This is a genomic window from Streptomyces sp. NBC_01176, assembly GCF_045039825.1.
Taxonomy (GTDB): Bacteria; Actinomycetota; Actinomycetes; order Streptomycetales; family Streptomycetaceae; genus Streptomyces.
Genome location: NZ_CP108600.1, coordinates 7,371,429 through 7,391,461, shown reverse-complemented (window position 1 = coordinate 7,391,461; position 20,033 = coordinate 7,371,429). Strand labels below are relative to the sequence as shown.

General features: G+C 72.7%; 15 protein-coding genes and 1 pseudogene. 4 read left to right on the top strand and 12 right to left on the bottom strand.

The annotated features are described in order from the left end of the window. Window positions 1-94: 94 nt before the first annotated feature. The gene (locus OG199_RS32030; protein WP_356807786.1) at window positions 95-1,762 is read right to left on the bottom strand and encodes a CTP synthase; all 1,668 of its coding nucleotides are present in this window, start codon (window positions 1,760-1,762) and stop codon (window positions 95-97) included. Window positions 1,763-2,256: 494 nt separating this feature from the next. On the opposite strand from OG199_RS32030, the gene OG199_RS32025 reads away from it, so the two are divergent. Both OG199_RS32025 and OG199_RS32020 read left to right on the top strand, forming a co-directional pair. Beyond that, window positions 2,257-4,059, top strand: coding sequence for a glycoside hydrolase family 15 protein (locus OG199_RS32025; RefSeq protein WP_194280903.1), 1,803 nt, complete (start codon window positions 2,257-2,259; stop codon window positions 4,057-4,059). A gap of 203 nt (window positions 4,060-4,262) precedes the next feature. Next, window positions 4,263-5,903, top strand: a complete 1,641-nt coding sequence (locus tag OG199_RS32020; protein ID WP_405832389.1) for a PucR family transcriptional regulator — start codon at window positions 4,263-4,265, stop codon at window positions 5,901-5,903. Between the two features lie 25 nt (window positions 5,904-5,928). Here OG199_RS32020 and OG199_RS32015 read toward each other — a convergent pair whose 3' ends face one another. The 6 genes and pseudogenes from OG199_RS32015 to OG199_RS31990 all read right to left on the bottom strand — a co-directional run bounded on the left by OG199_RS32015 (window position 5,929) and on the right by OG199_RS31990 (window position 12,873). Then, window positions 5,929-7,065, bottom strand: a complete 1,137-nt coding sequence (locus OG199_RS32015; RefSeq protein WP_356807788.1) for a glycosyltransferase family 4 protein — start codon at window positions 7,063-7,065, stop codon at window positions 5,929-5,931. A 344-nt stretch (window positions 7,066-7,409) separates the two neighbouring features. Then, window positions 7,410-8,141: pseudogene (locus OG199_RS32010) on the bottom strand (hypothetical protein); the annotation flags it as partial. Window positions 8,142-8,555: 414 nt separating this feature from the next. After that, on the bottom strand, window positions 8,556-10,274 hold the full coding sequence (recN, locus tag OG199_RS32005; protein ID WP_405834732.1) for a DNA repair protein RecN: 1,719 nt from the start codon (window positions 10,272-10,274) through the stop codon (window positions 8,556-8,558). Window positions 10,275-10,782: 508 nt separating this feature from the next. Continuing rightward, a complete protein-coding gene (locus tag OG199_RS32000; RefSeq protein WP_153291379.1) occupies window positions 10,783-11,688 on the bottom strand; it encodes an NAD kinase in 906 nt (301 codons plus the stop codon). Continuing rightward, window positions 11,685-12,500, bottom strand: coding sequence for a TlyA family RNA methyltransferase (locus OG199_RS31995; protein ID WP_405832388.1), 816 nt, complete (start codon window positions 12,498-12,500; stop codon window positions 11,685-11,687). Before OG199_RS31995 ends, OG199_RS32000 begins: the two co-directional genes overlap by 4 nt. Before the next feature lie 55 nt (window positions 12,501-12,555). Further along, entirely contained in the window at window positions 12,556-12,873 is a 318-nt protein-coding gene (locus OG199_RS31990; protein WP_356806997.1) for a hypothetical protein, read from the bottom strand. A gap of 42 nt (window positions 12,874-12,915) precedes the next feature. On the opposite strand from OG199_RS31990, the gene OG199_RS31985 reads away from it, so the two are divergent. Further along, window positions 12,916-13,263 carry an alkyl sulfatase C-terminal domain-containing protein gene (locus OG199_RS31985; RefSeq protein ID WP_356806995.1) on the top strand — a complete coding sequence of 116 codons (348 nt, stop codon included), beginning with the start codon at window positions 12,916-12,918 and terminating at the stop codon, window positions 13,261-13,263. Window positions 13,264-13,454: 191 nt separating this feature from the next. Here OG199_RS31985 and OG199_RS31980 read toward each other — a convergent pair whose 3' ends face one another. From OG199_RS31980 to OG199_RS31965, 4 genes are all read right to left on the bottom strand, one after another. Further along, window positions 13,455-14,318, bottom strand: coding sequence for an ABC transporter ATP-binding protein (locus tag OG199_RS31980; RefSeq protein ID WP_405832385.1), 864 nt, complete (start codon window positions 14,316-14,318; stop codon window positions 13,455-13,457). Next, window positions 14,315-15,358, bottom strand: coding sequence for a FecCD family ABC transporter permease (locus tag OG199_RS31975; RefSeq protein ID WP_405832384.1), 1,044 nt, complete (start codon window positions 15,356-15,358; stop codon window positions 14,315-14,317). The genes OG199_RS31980 and OG199_RS31975 overlap by 4 nt, the downstream gene beginning before the upstream one ends. Continuing rightward, complete coding sequence (locus tag OG199_RS31970; protein ID WP_405832382.1) at window positions 15,355-16,398, bottom strand: FecCD family ABC transporter permease; 1,044 nt, start codon at window positions 16,396-16,398, stop codon at window positions 15,355-15,357. The genes OG199_RS31975 and OG199_RS31970 overlap by 4 nt, the downstream gene beginning before the upstream one ends. A 164-nt stretch (window positions 16,399-16,562) precedes the next feature. Next, window positions 16,563-17,591 (bottom strand): HAD hydrolase-like protein, encoded by a 1,029-nt coding sequence (locus OG199_RS31965; RefSeq protein WP_356806989.1) that lies wholly within the window; start codon window positions 17,589-17,591, stop codon window positions 16,563-16,565. Window positions 17,592-17,677: 86 nt separating this feature from the next. Here OG199_RS31965 and OG199_RS31960 point away from each other — a divergent pair, with 86 nt between their 5' ends. Continuing rightward, window positions 17,678-18,970, top strand: coding sequence for a DUF1015 domain-containing protein (locus OG199_RS31960; RefSeq protein ID WP_405832380.1), 1,293 nt, complete (start codon window positions 17,678-17,680; stop codon window positions 18,968-18,970). A gap of 67 nt (window positions 18,971-19,037) precedes the next feature. Here the strand turns inward: OG199_RS31960 and OG199_RS31955 are convergent, their stop codons facing one another. Beyond that, window positions 19,038-19,880, bottom strand: coding sequence for a tetratricopeptide repeat protein (locus OG199_RS31955; protein ID WP_405834730.1), 843 nt, complete (start codon window positions 19,878-19,880; stop codon window positions 19,038-19,040). Window positions 19,881-20,033: the final 153 nt, after the last annotated feature.

The following is a 20,033-nucleotide window of genomic DNA, read 5'->3' as shown; positions in this document are numbered from 1 at the left end:
CGTGCAAAAGAAACCGGTCCCGGTGACGAAAACGACCGAAACCGGGGTGCGTGCCCCGCAAGGCACACACCCCGGCCACCGTACAACCCTGGTGCTACTTGCCCGTCTTGCGCTGCACCGCGGCCTTCACCAGGCCGGCGAAGAGCGGGTGCGGGCGGGTCGGACGGGAGCGCAGCTCGGGGTGCGCCTGGGTCGCGACCAGGTAGGGGTGCACCTCGCGCGGGTACTCGACGTACTCCACGAGCTTGCCGTCCGGGGAGGTGCCGGAGAACTGCAGACCGGCCTTCTGCTCCAGCTCGCCGCGGTAGGCGTTGTTCACCTCGTAGCGGTGCCGGTGGCGTTCCTCGACGTACTCCTTGCCGTCGTACACCTCCCGCGCGATGGAGCCCTCGGCGAGCTTGGCCGGGTACATGCCCAGGCGCATCGTCCCGCCCATGTCACCCTCGCCGGCCACGATGTCGAGCTGCTCGGCCATGGTGGAGATGACCGGGTGGGCGGTGGCGGAGTCGAACTCGGTGGAGTTGGCGTCCGGGATGCCGGCCAGGTTGCGGGCGGCCTCGATCACGATGCACTGCAGGCCGAGGCAGAGGCCGAGCAGCGGGATCCTGTTCTCGCGGGCGTACTGGATCGCTCCGACCTTGCCCGACACACCGCGGTCGCCGAAGCCGCCGGGGATGCAGATCGCGTCGACGTCGCCGAGCTGCTTGGCGGCGCCCGCCGGGGTCTTGCAGTCGTCCGAGGTGACCCACTTGATCTTCACGCGGGCCTTGTTCGCGAAGCCGCCGGCGCGCAGCGCCTCGGTGACCGAGAGGTAGGCGTCGGGCAGGTCGATGTACTTGCCGACCAGCGCCATGTTGATCTCGTGCTCGGGGTTGTGCACGCGGTCGAGCAGGTCGTCCCAGGTCGTCCAGTCCACGTCACGGAACGGCAGGTCGAGCTTGCGGACGACGTACGCGTCCAGGCCCTCGGTGTGCAGGACCTTCGGAATGTCGTAGATCGACTTGGCGTCGATGGCCGCGACCACGGCCGCCTCGTCCACGTCGCACATCAGCGAGATCTTGCGCTTGATGGCGGTCGGCACCTCGCGGTCGGCGCGCAGCACGATCGCGTCCGGCTGGATACCGATGTTGCGCAGCGCCGCGACCGAGTGCTGGGTCGGCTTCGTCTTCAGCTCCCCGGACGGACCGATGTACGGGAGGAGCGAGATGTGCACGACGAACACGTTGTCGCGGCCGACCTCGTGACGGACCTGGCGGACGGTCTCCAGGAACGGCAGCGACTCGATGTCGCCGACCGTGCCGCCGACCTCGGTGATCACGACGTCCACGTCGTCCGTGGCCATGCGGCGGATGCGGTGCTTGATCTCGTTGGTGATGTGCGGGATCACCTGCACCGTGTCGCCCAGGTACTCGCCGCGCCGCTCCTTGGCGATGACCGTCGAGTACACCTGTCCTGTAGTGACATTGGCGGAGCCGTCCAAGTCGACGTCGAGGAACCGCTCGTAGTGTCCGATGTCCAGGTCGGTCTCGGCGCCGTCGTTGGTGACGAACACCTCACCGTGCTGGAACGGGTTCATGGTGCCGGGGTCGACGTTCAGATACGGGTCGAGCTTCTGCATGGTGACCCGCAGCCCGCGCGCCTTGAGCAGCGCGCCCAGGCTGGAGGCCGTCAGACCCTTGCCGAGGGAGGAGGCGACACCCCCGGTGACGAAGATGTGCTTGGTCGTCGTGGCAGTGCTGTTTCGGAAAGCAGCGGGCGGCATGGCCAAGAGGGGGCTCCCGTGGTCGCGGTCTGGGGTGCGTACCGGCGTGGTTTCCGAGAAAAATTCGGAGGTGCCGTCGCTGCGGTTCGGGGGTTTCTTGCCCACCGGTCCACGGGCTACCAGGGTATCAGCGACGCGGGGAGGCCGCTTCCGGCCACGCTCCGCACACATGTCGACACGAACCCCGCACGCCACTCACTCGATCGGCCCACCCGGGATACCGGGAGCGGCACGCGGATCTTCCACGTGCGTCGTATCCTGCTCGGACACTCGCTGCCGAGCCCGGCCGACACACGGCACCATCCCCGCCCGTACCCCGGAACAACGAGGGCTCGTCAGTTCGTTTCGCAACGACAATCGGACCAATAATTGACGTTCCGCAGCGACGCTTTACCAACGTTCTTACATTCAACCTTCTAACGTTTTGAACGTTCCCTTGACCGCAGAGCGACCGCCCCTCGTGGGGCGACGTGGCCGTTCGACTGGAGATGCACGTGGCCGGGCGCATCGAGGACTACGCACTCATCGGAGACATGCAGACCGCAGCGCTGGTCTGCCGGGACGGCACGGTGGACTGGCTGTGCCTGCCCCGCTTCGACTCCCATGCCATCTTCGCGGGACTGCTCGGCACGGAGGAACACGGATTCTGGCGGCTCGGCCCGGCCCACGCGGCCGACGCCGAACCGCCGACGGCGGCACGCCGCTCGTACCGCGGCGACTCGCTGATCCTCGAATCCGAGTGGGACACCCCCCGCGGCACGGTCCGCGTGACCGATTTCATGCCGCCGCGTGACGGCGCGCCGCAGCTCATCCGCATCGTGGAAGGCGTCACGGGCCGCGTCCCGATGCGCTCCGCGCTGCGGATGCGGTTCAGCTACGGGCGGGTGGTGCCCTGGGTGCACAAGCACGAGGGGCGCACGGTCGCCGTGGCCGGACCGGACTCGGTGTGGTTCGACACCCCCTGCGAGACCTACGGCAAGGCGTTGACCACGTACGCCGACTTCACGGTGGCACCGGGTGACCGGATCGCGTTCACCATCTCGTGGGAGCCCTCGCACAAGCAGCCCCCCGCGCTGCCCGAGCCCGAGCAGGCCCTGGAGGCCACCGAGGAGTTCTGGCGCGACTGGGTCGACCAGTGCACGTACCACGGCCCCTACCGCGAGGCCGTCGTCCGCTCGCTGATCACCCTCAAGGCCCTCACGTACGCGCCCACGGGCGGCATCGTCGCGGCGCCCACCACCTCCCTGCCGGAGGAGATCGGTGGCGTACGCAACTGGGACTACCGCTACACCTGGCTGCGCGACGCCGCGATCACCCTCTCCTCCCTGCTGCGCACCGGCTACCGCGAGGAGGCCCGGGCCTGGCGCGAGTGGCTGCTGCGCGCGGTCGCGGGCGACCCGGAGAACCTCCAGATCATGTACGGCATCGCGGGCGAACGGGAGTTGGGCGAGGCGGAACTCGACTGGCTTCCCGGATACGAGAATTCGGGCCCGGTCCGGGTCGGCAACGGCGCCGCTCACCAGCTCCAGCTGGACGTGTACGGCGAGGTCACCGAGGCCCTGCACCTGGCCCACATGACCGGTCTGTCCCGCAACGACTACGCCTCGCTGCTCCAGTTGAAGCTGATCCGCTATCTGGAGGACCACTGGGACCAGCCGGACGAGGGCATCTGGGAGGTCCGCGGTCCGCGCCGGCACTTCGTGCACTCCAAGGTGATGGCCTGGGTCGCCGTCGACCGCACCATCAAGCTCATCGAGTCGGGCGACGCGGACGGCCCGCTCGAGAAGTGGCGCGAGCTGCGCGACGACATCCACCGGGACGTGTGCGAGAAGGGCTACGACAAGGAGCGCAACACGTTCACGCAGTCGTACGGCTCCAGGGAGCTGGACGCCTCGCTGCTCCTCATCCCGCAGATGGGCTTCCTGCCGCCCGACGACAAGCGCGTGATCGGCACCATCGAGGCGATCCAGCGCGAGCTGTCCACCTCGGACGGCTTCATCCTGCGCTACCCGACCTCCGGCGAGGACGCGGGCGTGGACGGGCTGGAGGGTGACGAGGGCGCCTTCCTCGCGTGCTCGTTCTGGATGGCGGACGACCTGGCGATGATCGGCCGGGTCGACGAGGCCCGCAAGCTCTTCGAACGGCTGCTGGCGCTCCGCAACGACCTGGGCCTGCTGGCCGAGGAGTGGGACCCGCGCCTGCAGCGCCAGGTGGGCAACTTCCCGCAGGCCTTCAGCCACGTGCCGCTGATCGACACGGCACTGAGGCTGACAGCCAGCGGGGCGTACGGCGGCTAGCACCACGTCGGGACGTACGACGACGGGACGTACCACGGCCGCCGGACAGCGGCCGCCGTGGGCGCTCCGCGAGGGGCGCGGACCGTGGGTCCCGGACTCGGCACGGACGGTGCGGCGCGGGCCTCGGCCCGGCGGGCGCCCGGCGGCCCCGGCCCCGGCCTCGGAGGTGCCCGCGCACGGGGTGCACGGGTAGCGTCCGCAGCATGGACAGCCGTACGGACAGCAGCTTCGACACCCAGGGCGCCGGAATCACCGTGCAGCGGGCGCTGGAGCTGCCCGGGCTGCGCAGCGGACTGCCGGAGATCCTCGCGGGCGCCGACCGGCTGCAGCGCACCGTGCGCTGGGTGCACGCGGGCGAGGTCCCGAACATCGCCTCGCTGCTCAAGGGCGGCGAACTGCTCCTGACCACGGGCTACGGCCTCGGCACCCGCCCGGCCGACCAGCGGGCCTTCGTCCGGACGCTGGCCGAGCGCGGCATCGCGGCGCTCGTCGTCGAGCTCGGCCCGCGTTTCGCGCGGCTGCCCGCGGCCCTCGTCGAGACGGCCCGCTCGGCCGGTCTCCCCCTCGTCCAGCTCCACCGGGAAGTGCCCTTCGTCGCGGTCACGGAGGAGATCCACACCGAGATCGTCAACGGCCACTACGCGCTGCTCCAGCAGGCCGAGGAGGTGCACCGGCGCTGCACCGAGGCCCTTCTCGGCGGCGGCGGTGTCCCGCAGGTCCTGCGCATCCTGGCCGACTTCAGCGGCAACCCGGTCTTCCTGGAGACCGCGGACGGACAGCTCCTGTACGCCGCCGGATCCGGCTCCGCGGCCGCCGACCCGCTCCAGGTGTGGGAGGGTCTGCGCGGCCAGCACAAGGAACAGCCGCCCGCCGGGACGACGCTCGTGGACGTGCCCGGCGGCGGTCCCGGTACCGGCTCGGTACGGGCCCGGCTGGTCCTGCTGCCGGTCGGCGCCCCCATCACCCCCGTGCACCGGATCGCGGCGGAGCGGGCCGCCGGCATCCTGGCCGTCGTCCTGATGCAGGCCCGCCAGGAGGAGGAGCTCGCCGCGCGCGGACGCGGCGACTTCCTGACCGACCTCGCGGAGGGCCGTATCCAGGCGGAGGACGCTCCCGCCCAGGCCCGGGTGCTCGGTTTCAAGCCGGGCCGGAGCCCGCTCCTGCCCGTCGTGATGCGGCTCGCCGACGGTCTGTCCCCCGGCGGGGGCTGGGCGGTCCTGGCCCGGGCCGTCGCGGAGGAACTGGCCTCGGTGGGGGTACCGGTCCTGCTCGGCGTACGCCCCGTCGAGGGCCGTGTCCCGCTCCTGCTCGGCCTGCGTTCGGAGTCCGAGCGCCAGGCGGTCGCGGACCGGGTGGCACTGGCGCTGCGGGCGGGCGTGGAGCGCGCGGGGATGCAGCGGCCCGGTGCGCTGCCACCGGTGGTGGTGGTCGGCGTCGCGGGCGGCTGGGCGGCGGCCTCTGCGGGGCTGCGGCACGCGGCGGAGACGGCGACCGCCGCGCAGGGCCTGTCGGACCGCCCCTGGTACGACGCCCGCCGCCTCGACATCGACCTGCTCCTCTGGCGCCTGCGCGACCACCCGGACCTGGCGGCCTTCGTGGACCGCGCCATCGGCCCCCTCCGCGACCACGACCACCGCTCCAGGCCTCCGCTGCTGCCCACCCTGGAGACGTACCTGGCGCACGCGGGCCGCAAGGCGGAGACGGCCCGCGAGCTGCATCTCAACCGGCAGACCCTCTACAACCGCCTTGCCAGGATCGGGGAGTTGCTGGGCACGGACCTGGACGACCCGCAGACGGTACTGGCGTTGAGCCTGGCACTGCGCGCACGAAGGCATGTGTCCTGATCCCCCACGCAGGGACGGGCACGGCCTAGACGAGGGGCCAGGCCTGGGTCAACTCGTCGTAGACGCTGAGCACTTGCGCCACCGTCTCGTCCTCGGTCGGCCAGCCGGCGGCCTGCCGCACTCCCCTCTCCCGGAGCTGCTCCCGGCGCGCCGGATCGCCGAGAAGGCGCACCACCGCCGCGGCGAGCGCCCGCGCGTCCGCGTACGGGACGAGCTCGGCGGCGTCACCGACCAGTTCGGGGATGCCGCCGACCGCCGTCGCCACCAGCGGGACGCCCGCGTGCAGGGCCTCCTGGGCGAGGACGGAACGGGATTCCCAACCGCTCGGCAGCAGCGCGAGATCGGCGGCGGGCAGCAGCTCGGAGACGTCCTCGCGCCGACCGAGCAGCCTGACGGGCAGTTCCTCGTCCTCGACACGCCCCTGGAGGACGGTCCGCAGCGGACCCTCGCCGGCGATCACGAGGAGCGGCACGGGGTCGAGGTCCCGCCACACGCGCGCGGCGTCCAGCAGGGTGCCGTATCCGCGGTGCCGGTCGAGGGAGCCGACCGCCATGAGCAACGGGCGTCCGGTGGCGCCGAGTTCGGCCCGCGCCTTGTGACGCAGCCGGTCGGGGTCCCCGTACTCGACGGCCTTGCGCGGCGCCGGAATCGCGACGGCGGAGAGCCGGGCGTCCCGGGCCCCGCGGCGGCGGGCGCGGTCCACCAGGTCCGAGGAGGTGGCGAGGACGACGGAGGCGGCCCTGGCGACGCGCCGCTCCAGCAGACGCAGCAGATGGGCCCGGGCCCCCTCGGCATGCGAACGGGTGTGCCAGGTGACGACGAGTGGGGTGCGCCGCCCGCTGAGCGCGAGCGTGGCCCGCAGCGCGGCGTGCAGCCCGTGCGCGTGCACTAGGTCGGCGTCCGCGCAGGCGATCCGCAGCGCGGCCACGGAGGCGGGGTCACCGCTGCGGGGCACCGCGACGTGCTGGGCGCCCACACCGGTGAATCCGTACGCGAGGTCGGCCTCGGCAGGGGCGCAGACGGTGACCCGCACACCACGGGCGACGAGGCCCGAGGCCAGCGACCGCACATGCGCGCTGCTGCCCGCGCTTCCGCCGCCGAGCACCTGCACGGTGCGCAGCGGCGACTGGCCGTGCGGTGAGTGGCTGCTCACGTGGCTCACGTGGCCGGGGCTCCTGATTCGGCGTCGGACGGTCACGGAGAAACGTACAGAAGGGTCTGCAGAGGGGGGTGTACCGCACGTCGTGCTCCGCGTACTACGCCAAGGATGCCAGGCCGTACGGGTGTTCCGGGACCGCCATCGGAGCGCGCTGCGCGGCACACCGTCCGACTCGACGACACCTGTCACTCACACGGGTGAGCAGTCCCCTGTCCTCGGGCCGGGTCGGCGGGGCTCGGCGGGCCTTCGTGGATCCCGTGGGGGCCGGAGGCCGAGGGGTGGAGGTGCTGGGGGGCGCGGGAGGTCCGGGCGGGCGCGGAGGGCCGGGTCGGGCGCGGGCGCCGTGCGGCTCGCGCCGCCGCGCTGACCCGCTCCCCGCACACCGTCGCGGCCACCAGCGCCACGGCGTGGGCGAGCAGTCCGGCCCGCCCGTTGCCCGCGACGACCGCGGTACCCAGCGCGGCGCCGAGCGCGTGGGCCCCGGTGTCGCCGATCATCGCGCGCTCGCCGAGATCGTCGGGGAGGACAGCGGCCGCGGCTCCCGTCGCGGCGGCGGCGAGCCGCCCGGCGCGTCCGCCCCGCAGCAGTCCGGGTGCCCCCAGCGCCAGCACCGCGCCGGCGGCCCGCCCGGGACGCACATCCACGAGGTTGACGAAGTGCGCGCTCCCCGCGATCACCACTCCCGCGAGCAATCGGTCCAGGGGCCGCTCCTTCAGCAGCGCCCCCGCCATCAGCCCAGCGGCCGAGATCCCGAACAACTTGACGGCGCCACTGGTGACTTCGCCGTCCCGCAGCGCCCCGAGATGCGCCCGGAACCCACGTCGCGGGTCACCGGCCCCGGCGATGTCGTCGTACGCGCCGCACGCACCGGCCGCCAGGACGGCGAATCCGGCTCCGCGGTGGGCCAGGCCGGCTCCGAGCGCCGCCCCCACGACCACCGCGGGACCCGCGTACAGCTCGACGGTGCGGCCGGCGTGGTTCTCGCGTTCCCAGCGACCGGGACCGCCCGGGGGCTTGGCCCGCAGCGCGGCGAGAAGGGTGCGGGTGGTCGCGGCGGCGGTACCGAACACAGTGATCATGCAGGCCACTCCAGGGACCCGCGGAGCGGGCCCGGGAAGGGGCGCGAAGCGCCGAGAGGGACAGGGGGAACCGGCACGGAGCCACCAGGCCGGAGCGCCTCTCCGCGGACCGGGCGGAACGACGGCCCACGGCGCGACGAGGCCAAGGCCCACGAGACGGCCGAGCGGGCCGCGAGGCCGGAGCCTGGTGGTTTCGCCGAGAGGCCGGTGCGCGCCCGGGCACGGGGCCGGAGCGTCGCCGGGGCCGCGCCCGGGCCGAGGCGCGGAGGCCGGAGCCCGACCGGGGCGCGGGGCCAGAGCGCGACCGGACACGGAGCCCGACGGGGCGTGGGGCGTGCGGCGCGGGCGGAGCCCACCGCGTCGCGAAGCGGCGGCGCGCGGCGCGGCGTGAGAGCGCGCGCCACCGCCGGACGGCTATGCGTCGGCCCGAGCGGTGGCCAGCAACTCCTCCGCATGGGCCCGAGCGGTCTGCGAGTCCTCCTGGCCCGCCAGCATCCGGGACAGCTCCCGGATGCGGTCCTCCCCCTCCAGCACCTTCACCCCGGACCGGGTCACGGACCCGTCGTTCGTCTTCTCGACCAGCAACTGCCGGTCCGCGAACGCGGCCACCTGCGGAAGGTGCGTCACCACGACCACCTGCGCGCTCCTGGCGAGCCGCGCCAGCCGCCGCCCGATCTCGACCGCGGCCTTGCCGCCGACCCCCGCGTCGACCTCGTCGAAGAGATACGTCGGTACGGGATCGGTCCCCGCGAACACCACTTCCACCGCGAGCATCACCCGCGAGAGTTCACCGCCGGACGCCCCCTTGGCGATGGGCCGCGGCGGAGCGCCGGGGTGCGGCGCGAGCAGCAGCTCGACCTCGTCGACGCCCATGGGCCCGTACGCGACCGTGCGCCCGTCGAGTTCCACGCCCTCGGGGTCGTCGGTCTGCCGGATCTCGAACGACACGCGCGCGTGCGGCATGGCGAGCGAGGCCAGCTCGGCGGTCACGGCCGCGGCGAACCGTTCCGCGGCCTCCGTCCGGGCGTCCGTCAACGCCTGTGCCAGCCCGCCCAGTTCGGCCCGCAGCGCGTCCCGCTCGGCGGTCAGTTCGTCGATCCGCTCGTCGTCGCCGTCGAGTTCGAGGAGCCGCGCGGCGCCCTGCTCCGCATAGGCCAGCACGGCGTCGACGTCCTCGCCGTACTTCCGGGTGAGCTGGGTGAGCGCGGCCCGGCGCTCCTCGACCGCCGCCAGCCGCAGCGGATCGGCGTCGAGGTCGTCGGCGTACCCGGCCAGTTCGCCCGCCACGTCGCGCAGCAGGATGTTGATCTCCCCGATCCGCCCGGACAGCCCGCCGAGCGCGGAGTCGTGCGCGCGGACGGCCTCCAGGGCCCGGTGGGCACCCGCGACGAGGGTCGCCGCGTCGATGCCCTCGGGGTCCTCGGGATTGCCGGCGAGCGCCGCGTGCGCGGCGGTGGCGGCCGAGGCCAGCGCCTCCGCGTGTCCGAGCCGCTCGGCCTCCGCCGACAGTTCCGCGTCCTCGCCCGAGCGCGGCTCCACCGCCGCGATCTCTTCGAGCCCGAAGCGCAGCATGTCGGCTTCCTGGGCCCGCTCGCGCGCGCGGGTGGTGATCTCGTCCAGCTCGGTCGTGATCGCCCGCAGCCGCCGGTAGGCCCCGGCGTACTTGGCGAGCGGTGCGGCGACCGCGTCCCCGGCGTACCGGTCGAGTGCCTGCCGCTGCCGGGACAGTTTGAGCAGCCCCTGCTGATCGGTCTGTCCGTGCACGGCGACCAGCTCGTCGGCGAGTTCGGCGAGCACGCCCACGGGTACCGAGCGTCCGCCGATGTGCGCCCGCGAGCGCCCTTCCGCCGAGACGGTGCGGCTGATCAGCAGCGCGCCGTCGTCGAGTTCGGCTCCCGCCTCCTCGGCCCGCAGGATCGCCGTTCCTCCCGTGGGTACGGCGATCCTGCCCTCGACGACGGCGTTCTTGGCGCCGATCCGTACGAGGGCGGGGTCCGCGCGCCCGCCGAGCAGCAGCCCGAGGCTGGTGACCACCATCGTCTTGCCCGCACCGGTCTCACCCGTCACGGCGGTGAAGCCGGGCGACAATTCGACGACTGCGTCGTCGATGACTCCGAGCGACCGTATCCGCATCTCCTCCAACACGGACACGACCTTACGAGGTCAGGGACCCGATGTGCGACGGGCCCTGCCCTGCTTGTGCGAAGCCGCAGGTGGCGGGGGTCACCCGGGCACGTGTGTCACCCGCTGGGGTGGGGTTTGCCGATCGTGGCCCCGCGGTGCCCGTCCGGGGCCCTGGACGGGGCGCCCGCCCGCCCGGCACCGACGAGTGTGCCCCGCCGGCTCCCGGGCCTTCCCCGGACGGCAGGGGGTCCTCCCGGCCCTTGCCGGTCCCTCGTGGGCCCGCCCAAGGCCGTCCTGGGCCTCCCCGGGCCCCTGGCCCCCTGGGCCCCCTGGGCCTCCCCGGGCCCCTGGCCCCCTGGGCCCCCTGGGCCCCCTGGGCCCCCTGGCGGCCGCGGGAACCCGCGAGGGGTTCGCCGGGATCACCTCGTCCGCCGCGATCACCTCGACCGTCGCGGCGAACCCCCGCCCCGCTCTCCTTCGAGCGCCCGCCGGACGGTCCTGCCGCCCGGCCGGCCGCTCAGTGCGGTGCCCCCCGCCACCCCGCCACCGGCAGCGCGAACTTCGCGACCAGCCGGTCGGTGAACGACGCGTGGTGCAGCCGTGCGAGCCGTACCGGAACGGCTCCGCGCCGTACCTCGACCCGTGCTCCCGGCGGCAGCTCCACCGTGCGCCGCCCGTCGCACCACAGCACGCCGGGCGGGATGTGGGGCAACACCTCCACCGCGAGCACGGAGTCGGGCGAGGTCACCAGCGGCTTGGCGAAGAGCGCGTGCGCGCTGATCGGCACCATGAGCAGCGCCTCCACCTCCGGCCACACCACGGGCCCGCCCGCGGAGAAGGCGTACGCCGTGGACCCGGTGGGGGTCGCGCAGACGATGCCGTCGCAGCCGAAGCCCGTGACCGGCCGTCCGTCGATCTCCAGGATGACCTCCAGGAGCTTCTCGGCGGAGACCTTCTGCACGGCGGCCTCGTTCAGCGCCCAGTCGGTGTGCACGATGTCGCCGTTGCGGTGCACGACGACGTCGACGGTCATCCGCTCCTCGACCTCGTAGGCCTTGGTGACCACCCGGTCGACGACCTTGTCGAGGTCGTCCCGCTCGGCCTCGGCGAGGAACCCGACGCTGCCGAGGTTGACGCCGAGCATCGGGACGCCGGACGCGCGGGCGAACTCGGCGCCACGCAGCAGCGTCCCGTCACCGCCGAGCACGATCAGCAGTTCGCACCCGTCGAGGCACTGCGGGGTGGCCTCCCTGACGAGTTCCACCTCGGGCGGCAGCGGCAGGTCCGCCGCCTCCGCCTCCAGGACGCGGACCCCGAGTCCGGAGCGCAGCAGCCCCTGGACGACGAGTTCGGCGCTGCGGATCGCAGCGGGCCGCCCGGTGTGGGCGAGCAGGAAAACAGTACGAGCTCGGGTCTGTGTCAACGCGGCCCCTCCGCCACTGCACGGTCAACGTCGGCCGGGTCGAGTTCGGGTGACCCGGCACGCAGCCACAGAAAGTACTCGACATTGCCCGAGGGCCCGGGCAGCGGACTGGCGGTCACGCCCTCCACCCCGAGCCCCAGCTCCGCGGCCCGTCCGGCCACTCCGCGCACCGCTTCGGCGCGCAGTTCCGGACTGCGTACGACTCCACCACTGCCCAGTCGTTCCTTCCCCACCTCGAACTGCGGCTTGACCATCATCACCAGGTCGGCGTCGGGCGCCGCGCACCGCACGAGGGCGGGCAGCACCAGTCCGAGCGGGATGAAGGACAGATCCCCGACAACAAGGTCCACGGGCTCCCCATCGATCGCCTCCAACGTCAACTCGCGTACGTTCGTACGGTCCTTGATGGTGACGCGTTCATCGCTCTGCAGGGACCAGGCGAGTTGACCGTAGCCGACGTCGACGGCGACGACATGGGCGGCGCCCGCGCGCAGCAGTACGTCGGTGAAGCCTCCGGTGGACGCTCCGGCGTCCAGTGCGCGCCGTCCCTCGACCCGCAGGCCCCGGGGTACGAAGGCCGCCAGGGCGCCCGCGAGTTTGTGCCCGCCGCGCGAGACGTAGTCGGGGTCGTCGTCGTCGCGGGTGACCACGATCGCGGCCGCGGTCTCCACCTGGGTGGCGGGCTTGGTCGCCAGGGTCTTGCCGACGGTGACCCTGCCCGCGGCGATCAGCTGGCCGGCGTGTTCGCGCGAGCGGGCGAGTTTCCGGCGGACCAGCTCGGCGTCGAGGCGGCGGCGTGCCACTCCTGCCACGTTCGGTTCAGCTCCTGCGGTCGTACGGTCATGGAGAGGTGTGACCCGAAGGGTCTCATTGAGGGGCGGCGGTCGGGTGACGGGTGGGGGCCATGGGGCCCTGGCGGACGTCGAGCGCGGTCAGCGCGTCACGCAGCCCCCGGTGCACATCCTCGTACACCTCCAGGTGTCCGTCCGTGGCGAGGTGGTCGGCGTCGCCCAGCCGGTCGAGCTGTGCGTCGACCTCCGCACTCCCCGTGGGGACGCGTTGCACGTCCAGCGGGGCCGGCGCGGCGGGGTCGTACGCGGATTCGACGGCGTCCCGCACGTCCTCCGCGGGCACCCCGGCCTCGGCCTCCGGCGCGACCCCGGACTCCGGCACTGACTCGTTCATGCCCCGACGCTACCCCGAAGCGCTGCGGTACGGTCGATCACGATGGCGACGACTGAGGAGTGCCGTGCGGCGCTCGACAAGCTCTCGGACAACCTGGCGGGTGCCGAAGGGGACGTACGCAGCGCGGCGGCCCTGGACCGCTCGCTGAGCTGCCGTGTCACCGACCTCGACACCACCTTCGTGGGACGTCTCAAGGACGGCCGGATCGAGGTGCTGGACACCCTCCAGGGGCCGCCCCGCGAGAAGGCCCAGATCCGGCTGACCATGACCGGCGACGACCTGGTCGCGATGGTGAACGGGAACCTGCACTTCGCGAAGGCGTGGGGCTCGGGCCGGGTGAAGCTGGAGGCGAGTCTGCTGGACCTGTTCCGGCTCAGGAGCCTTCTCTAGGTCCACAGGGTCGCGGGACCACACGGCCACGGGGTCAGGGTGCCTTGGGCCCCCCAGAGCCGCGGAGCCGCGGAGGGCCTGCTCCGCGTCCTCGGAAGCCCTTCCGCGCCTCGCCGCGGTTCAGGAACCCCCGTCCGAGACCTCAACAGCCCAGAGGCCCGCTCCGCGTTCTCCAGGAGCCCTCCAGGGCATCAGGCGCCTTCCGCCACCTTCACCGCGACACGTGCCTTGCGGGCCGCCGGGACCACCAGCGGCGTCCCCGTCGCCGGGTCGTCGATGACCTGGCAGCGCAGCCCGAAGACCTCCTCGACCAGCTCGGCCGTCACGATGTCCCGGGGCGCGCCCTCGGCGACGACCCGGCCCTCGCGCAGGGCGATGAGGTGGGTGGCGTACCGCGCGGCGTGATTGAGGTCGTGCAGGACGGCGACCAGCGTGCGTCCCCGCTCCTCGTGGAGTTCGGCGCAGAGGTCCAGCACGTCGATCTGGTGCTGGATGTCGAGATAGGTGGTCGGCTCGTCGAGCAGCAGCAGCGGGGTCTGCTGCGCGAGGGCCATCGCGATCCACACGCGCTGCCGCTGACCGCCGGAGAGCTCGTCGACATAGCGGTCGGCCAGTTCGGCGACGCCGGTCGAGGCCATCGACTCCCGTACGACCCGCTCGTCCTCCGTCGACCACTGGCGCAGCAGCCCCTGGTGCGGATAACGGCCCCGGCCGACCAGATCGCCGACCGTGATCCCGTCCGGCGCGATCGACGACTGCGGGAGCAGCCCGAGCGTCCTGGCCACCTTCTTCGCGGGCATCGACTGGATGACCTGCCCGTCGAGCAGCACCCGCCCCGCGGAGGGCTTGAGCATCCGGGACAGGGCGCGCAGCAGGGTCGACTTGCCGCATGCGTTCGGGCCGACGATCACGGTGAAGGAGTTGTCGGGGATCTCCACCGACAGTTTCTCCGCGATGACGCGCTGGTCGTAGCCGAGGGTGACGTTGTCGGCGGACAGGCGGTTCAGGCCGTTCACGGTGCTCCTCCGGGTGTTCTCGTTCGCGGGGGCGCTCATATCCGGCCCGCCTTGCGCTCGGTGACGAGCAGCCACAGCAGATAGATGCCGCCGAGGACTCCGGTGACGACGCCCACGGGCAGCTGGTCGGCGCCGAAGGCCCGCTGCGAGGCCCAGTCCGCGACGATCAGCAGAGCGGCGCCCATGCACATCGACGGCACCAGGTTGGGTCCCGGTGAGCGGGTCAGGCGCCGGGCGAGCTGCGGCGCGGTGAGCGCCACGAAGCCGACCGGACCGGCCGCGGCGGTGGCGCCCGCGGTGAGCAGGACGGCGGACAGCATCAGCAGCAGGCGTACGCGCTCGACCCGCACGCCGAGTGCGTACGACACGTCGTCGCCCATCTCCATCATGCGCAGCCCCCGCGCATTGCTTAGGACGAGCGGCACCAGGACGGCGCACATCGCCAGCAGCGGCCACACCTGCGCCCAGTCACGGCCGTTGAGGGAGCCGGTCATCCAGACGACCGCGCGGGCCGCGTCGACGAGGTCCGCCTTGGTGAGCAGGTAGCCATTGACCGCGGTGACGATCGCGGAGACGCCGATCCCGACCAGGACGAGCCGGTATCCGTGCACGCCCCGCTTCCAGGCGAGCAGATAGATGGCGACTCCGGTCACCAGGCCGCCGACGAGCGCCCCGAGGGCGACCTGGTTCGCGGTCCCCGAGAACAGCACGATCATGATCAGCGCGCCGGCCGTCGCCCCCTGCCCGAGGCCGAGGACGTCCGGACTGCCCAGCGGGTTGCGGGAGACGGACTGGAAGATCGCCCCGCCGAGCCCGAGGGAGGCCCCGACCAGGAGACCGACGAGCACCCGGGGCAGCCGCAGCTCGTTGACAATGAACTCCTGGCCCGCGTTCCCCTGGCCGGCCAGCGTCTTGAGGACGTCGGCGGCCGGGATCGGGAAGTCGCCGGTGCCGAGGAGCACCACGCTCGCGGCGAGCGCGGCCGCCAGCAGCAGCACGACGACGACGAGCGCCCGCACGTCGAACCGGACCGACAGTCCGCCGCGCGCGCGTAGGGATCGGGTACGTGTCGTGCTCACAGCTGGGCCGTCCTCCGCCGTCGTACGAGGTAGATGAAGACCGGGCCGCCGAGGACCGCGGTGACGATGCCGACCTGGAGTTCGGCGGGCCGGGCGATGATCCGCCCCACCACGTCGGCGCCGAGCAGCAGGACCGGGGACAGCACGGTCGCGTACGGCAGGATCCAGCGCAGGTCCGGGCCGGTGAAGGACCGTACGACGTGCGGGACCATCAGCCCGACGAAGACGATCGGCCCGCAGGCGGCCGTCGCGGCGCCGCACAGCACGGTGGCGGCTGCCATGGACAGCGCACGGGTGCGGTTCAGGTTGGCGCCGAGAGCGCGGGCGGTGTCGTCGCCCATGGCCATGGCGTTCAGCGGCCGGGCGAGGCCCAGCGCGAGCGCCGTACCGGCCACCAGGAACGGCAGCACCTGTCTGATGGTCGAGTCCGTCGCCGAGGCCAGCGAGCCGACCGTCCAGAAGCGCATCTTGCCCAGCGCCGCGTCATCCATGATCATCACGGCCTGGAGATAGCCGTAGAGCGCGGCGCTGATCGCGGTGCCGGCGAGCGCGAGCCGCACCGGGGTGGCGCCCCGGCTGCCGCCGAGGAACCAGACCAGTGCCCCGACCGCGGCGGCGCCGAAGAAGGCGAACCAGACGTATCCGCTCAGGCTGGTGACGCCGAAGTACGTGATGGCGGTGACGACCGCGGCGGACGCGCCCGCGTTGATCCCGAGCAGTCCGGGATCGGCCAGCGGGTTGCGGGTGAGCGCCTGCAGGACGGCACCCGACAGCCCGAGCGCGGCGCCGACGAGCAGTCCGAGGACGGTGCGCGAGAGCCGGTCGTCCACGACGACGTCGGCATACGTCCCCGAGTCGTGGAACAGGCCGTGCCAGACCTGGTCCAACGGCAGCGCTTTCGCTCCGACCGCGATGCTCGCCAGCGCGACCAGCACGAGGACGGCCGCGGACACGACGAGCCCGACGGCACGTATCGCCCAGCGGTTCGGGGGCGCGGGGGCGGTCTCCGCGCGCTGTTCAAGGGGACTGTCGACCAACACCCGGTTAGGTTAGCCTACCCTCGCCCATTGGAGGTTCCCCCGGTCACCGCTCAACACCGCCGACTTCCCGGCACATCACCGCCCCGAACCCCGTGAACCGTCACCCGGCCCCGTCAACCGCCCCCGACCCCGCGTGAGCCCCCGCCGAGCCCCGGAACGGGCCGTCAGAGTCCCAGCCGCGCCAGCGCCTTGGCGCCCTCCAGCGCGCATGTCCCGTCCCCTGCCGCCGTCCACGCCGCCGCGCACAGCGCCCGCAGGCCGTCCAGCGCCTCGCCTTCACCCTCCAGCTCCAGCCGCTCGCTCCCGGCGGTCGCCGTCCACCCTCCGCACCGGAACCCGTCACCCGCCTGGGCGATCGCGGGCTGACCGGTCAGCAGACCGCGCAGATCGGCGTCGACATACGTCGGCCGGTGCTGCGGCGGGGCGGCGAGGAGCTGCGCGCCGTCCGTCACGCCGGTGAGCACGAGCAGCGAGTCCACCTCGCCGTTGAACGCGCCCTCGATGTCGGTGTCCAGCCGGTCGCCGACGACCAGCGGCCGCTTCGCCCCGGTCCGCAGGACCGTCTCACGGTGCATGGGGGGCAGCGGCTTGCCCGCCACCTGCGGCTCGGCGCCGGTGGCGATCCGTACGACCTCCACCGCGGCGCCGTTGCCCGGCGCGATACCGCGGGCGCTCGGAATGGTCAGGTCCGTGTTGGACGCGAACCACGGCACACCCCGCGCGATGGCGTAGCAGGCCTCCGCGAACCGTCCCCACGCCAGGTCGGGACCGCCGTACCCCTGCACCACCGCCACCGGATCGTCGTCGGCCGACTCGACCGGTTCGAGCCCGCGCTCGCGCAGCGCGACCCGCAGCCCCTCCCCGCCGATGACCAGCACCCGCGCGCCGGCCGGCACCTGCTCGCTGATCAGCCGGGCCGCCGCCTGGGCGGAGGTGATGACGTCAGCGGCGTCCGTCGGAACGCCCAGCTCACCGAGGTGTTCCGCCACGGCGTCGGGCGTCCGCAGCGCGTTGTTCGTGACATACGCGAGGTGCATCCCGCCGGACCGGGCGGTGCCGAGCGACTCCACGGCGTGGGCGATCGCGTTCCCGCCCGCGTACACCACCCCGTCCAGATCGAGCAGCGCCGTGTCGTACGCCTCACTCAGAGCCTGCTCGCTGCCCTCGGGCCGCGTCCTGACGGTCTGGCTCATTGCACATCGCTCCTCGTTCTAGCTCTTTCCCTCGATCATCGCGCATGGCTTCGGCACACACTGACGATCACACTTACGATGCGTCAATGAACACTGCAGGTCCCGCGGAGGAAACCCCGGTACGCAGCGGCCTCGAACTGGCCCCGTTCCGGGGCGTGCGCTATGACCCCGACCGGGTCGGCAGCCTCGCCGCCGTGACATCCCCGCCGTACGACGTCATCGTCCGGCCGGACGGTCTGCTGCACCTCGAATCGGCCGATCCGCACAACATCGTCCGGCTGATCCTCCCCCAGGACGCGACTCCCAACGCCCGTAACCGCCAGGCGGCGGACACCCTGCACGCCTGGCTGTCCAAGGGGGTCCTGACCACCGACCCCGAGCCGGGCCTGTACGTCTACGAGCAGCGCGACGACGACATGCTGCAGCGCGGCATCATCGGCACCCTGCGCCTGTCGGAGCCGGCCGACGGCGTCGTCCTCCCGCACGAGGACGTCATGCCCCACATCGTCGCGGACCGCGCGGCCCTGATGCGGGCGACCTCCGCCAACCTCGAACCTCTTCTGCTGACCTACCGGGGCAGCGGTTCCCGGGTCGGCACGGCCGCCGTCATCGAGCGCACCGCGGAGCGCGAGCCGCTGCTGTCCACCACCACGGAGGACGGTCTGAGCCACCGTCTCTGGGCAATCACCGACGCCGCCGATCTGGCCGAGATCCAGACGGACCTGGGCCGTCACCAGGCCCTCATCGCGGACGGTCACCACCGCTGGGCGACCTATCTGCAGCTGCGCTCCGAGCACCCCTCGCCCAGCCCCTGGGACTTCGGCCTCGTCCTCCTGGTGGACACCGCGCGCTATCCGCTGCGCGTCCGCGCGATCCACCGTCTGCTGCACGGGCTGCCGGTCACGGAGGCGCTGGCGGCTCTCACGGACTCGTTCCGGGTTCGGCGCCTCGACGTTCCCCTCGCGAAGGCCCTGGAGGCGCTCGCCTCGGCGGCCGCGGAGGGCAACGCCTTCCTCCTCGCGGGCGACGGCTCGTTCCACCTGGTCGACCGCCCGGACCCGGACCTCCTCAACCGTACGATCCCGGTCGACCATCCCGAGGCCTGGCGCACCCTGGACGCGACGGTCCTGCACGCCACGCTCCTCGGGCACGTCTGGGGGATCCCGGAGGACTCGCCCGCCCACATCGCCTACATCCACGACACCGAGGCCACGGTCGCCAAGGCGGAGCTCGACGGCGGCACGGCGGTCCTCCTGCACCCGGTGCACGAGGAGGTCGTACGCGAGCTCGCGCGCCAGGGCGTCACGATGCCCCGCAAGTCGACGTCGTTCGGCCCCAAGCCGGCGTCGGGACTGGTTCTGCGGGCGCTCTCCGACTGAAACGCCGAGCGGCGGGACCCCTTCCGGAGTCCCGCCGCCGGTGTTCTCACCGTGTGGTTTTCAGGCGTCAGCCGCGAGAGGCGTCCTCGTCGTCGCCCTTGTCGCCGCCTTCTTTGTCGCCTTCTTCAGCACGCTCGTCGTCGCGCTCGTCGCGCTCGTCGCGCTCGTCCTCGGCGTCGTCGAGGTCCTCGTTGTCGACCTCGTCGACCTCGTCGATGTCGTCGATGTCGTCGATGTCGTCGATGTCGTCGACCTCGGCCTGGATCGCCGCGGCGGCCTCACGTACGGGCTCGGGCTGGGCCTCGGCCTCGGAGTCCGCGTGGGGCTCGCTCTCGTCCTCGACCAGTGCGTCGACGAACTCGACACCGTCCAGCTCCGCGAGCCGGTCCGAGGCGTCCGTGCTGCCGTCCTTGTCGGACTCGACAGCCTTCGCGAACCACTCGCGCGCCTCGTCCTCACGGCCGGCGGCGAGAAGCGCGTCAGCGTACGCGTAGCGCAGTCGCGCGGTCCAGGGCTGCACGGAGTGCGAGGCCAGCTCGGGGCTCTGGAGGGTCACGATGGCGGCGTCGAGCTGCCCCATGTCCCGCCGCGCTCCGGCGGCCACGAGCCGCATCTCGACCTGACCGGCCTTGTCCAGCTTCTGCACATCGGGCGCACCGGCCATGTCCAGCGCCTTCTCGGGCCGGCCCATACCGCGCTCGCAGTCCGCCATGACGGGCCACAGGTCCACGTTGCCGGTCATCCGACGCGCTGCACGGAACTCCGCGAGCGCCTCGCTGTACTTCTGGCTCGCGTAGGCGGCGAATCCGGCCGCCTCGCGCACGGCGGCGACCCGCGATGCCAGACGCAGGGCGATCCTGGAGTACGCGTACGCGCCCTCGGGGTCCTCGTCGATGAGCCGGGCGACCATCACCAGGTTCCTGGAGACCTCCTCGGCAAGTCCCTTCGGCAGGCTCTGGAGCTCCTGCCGGACGTCCTTGTCGATCTCATCGCCCGTGACGTCGTCCGGGATCGGCAGCCGCTTGATCGGCTCACGGTCCCGGTCGCGGTCACGGTCGTCGCG

What these genes read in the sequence shown, in the direction of transcription:
- OG199_RS32030 (WP_356807786.1), bottom strand. Translation starts at nt 1,762, where the DNA reads ATGCCGCCCGCTGCTTTCCGAAACAGCACTGCCACGACGACCAAGCAC.
- OG199_RS32020 (WP_405832389.1), top strand. Translation starts at nt 4,263, where the DNA reads ATGGACAGCCGTACGGACAGCAGCTTCGACACCCAGGGCGCCGGAATC.
- recN (WP_405834732.1), bottom strand. Translation starts at nt 10,274, where the DNA reads ATGCGGATACGGTCGCTCGGAGTCATCGACGACGCAGTCGTCGAATTG.
- OG199_RS31990 (WP_356806997.1), bottom strand. Translation starts at nt 12,873, where the DNA reads ATGAACGAGTCAGTGCCGGAGTCCGGGGTCGCGCCGGAGGCCGAGGCC.
- OG199_RS31985 (WP_356806995.1), top strand. Translation starts at nt 12,916, where the DNA reads ATGGCGACGACTGAGGAGTGCCGTGCGGCGCTCGACAAGCTCTCGGAC.
- OG199_RS31980 (WP_405832385.1), bottom strand. Translation starts at nt 14,318, where the DNA reads ATGAGCGCCCCCGCGAACGAGAACACCCGGAGGAGCACCGTGAACGGC.
- OG199_RS31965 (WP_356806989.1), bottom strand. Translation starts at nt 17,591, where the DNA reads ATGAGCCAGACCGTCAGGACGCGGCCCGAGGGCAGCGAGCAGGCTCTG.
- OG199_RS31960 (WP_405832380.1), top strand. Translation starts at nt 17,678, where the DNA reads ATGAACACTGCAGGTCCCGCGGAGGAAACCCCGGTACGCAGCGGCCTC.
- OG199_RS31955 (WP_405834730.1), bottom strand. Translation starts at nt 19,880, where the DNA reads ATGGTCGCCCGGCTCATCGACGAGGACCCCGAGGGCGCGTACGCGTAC.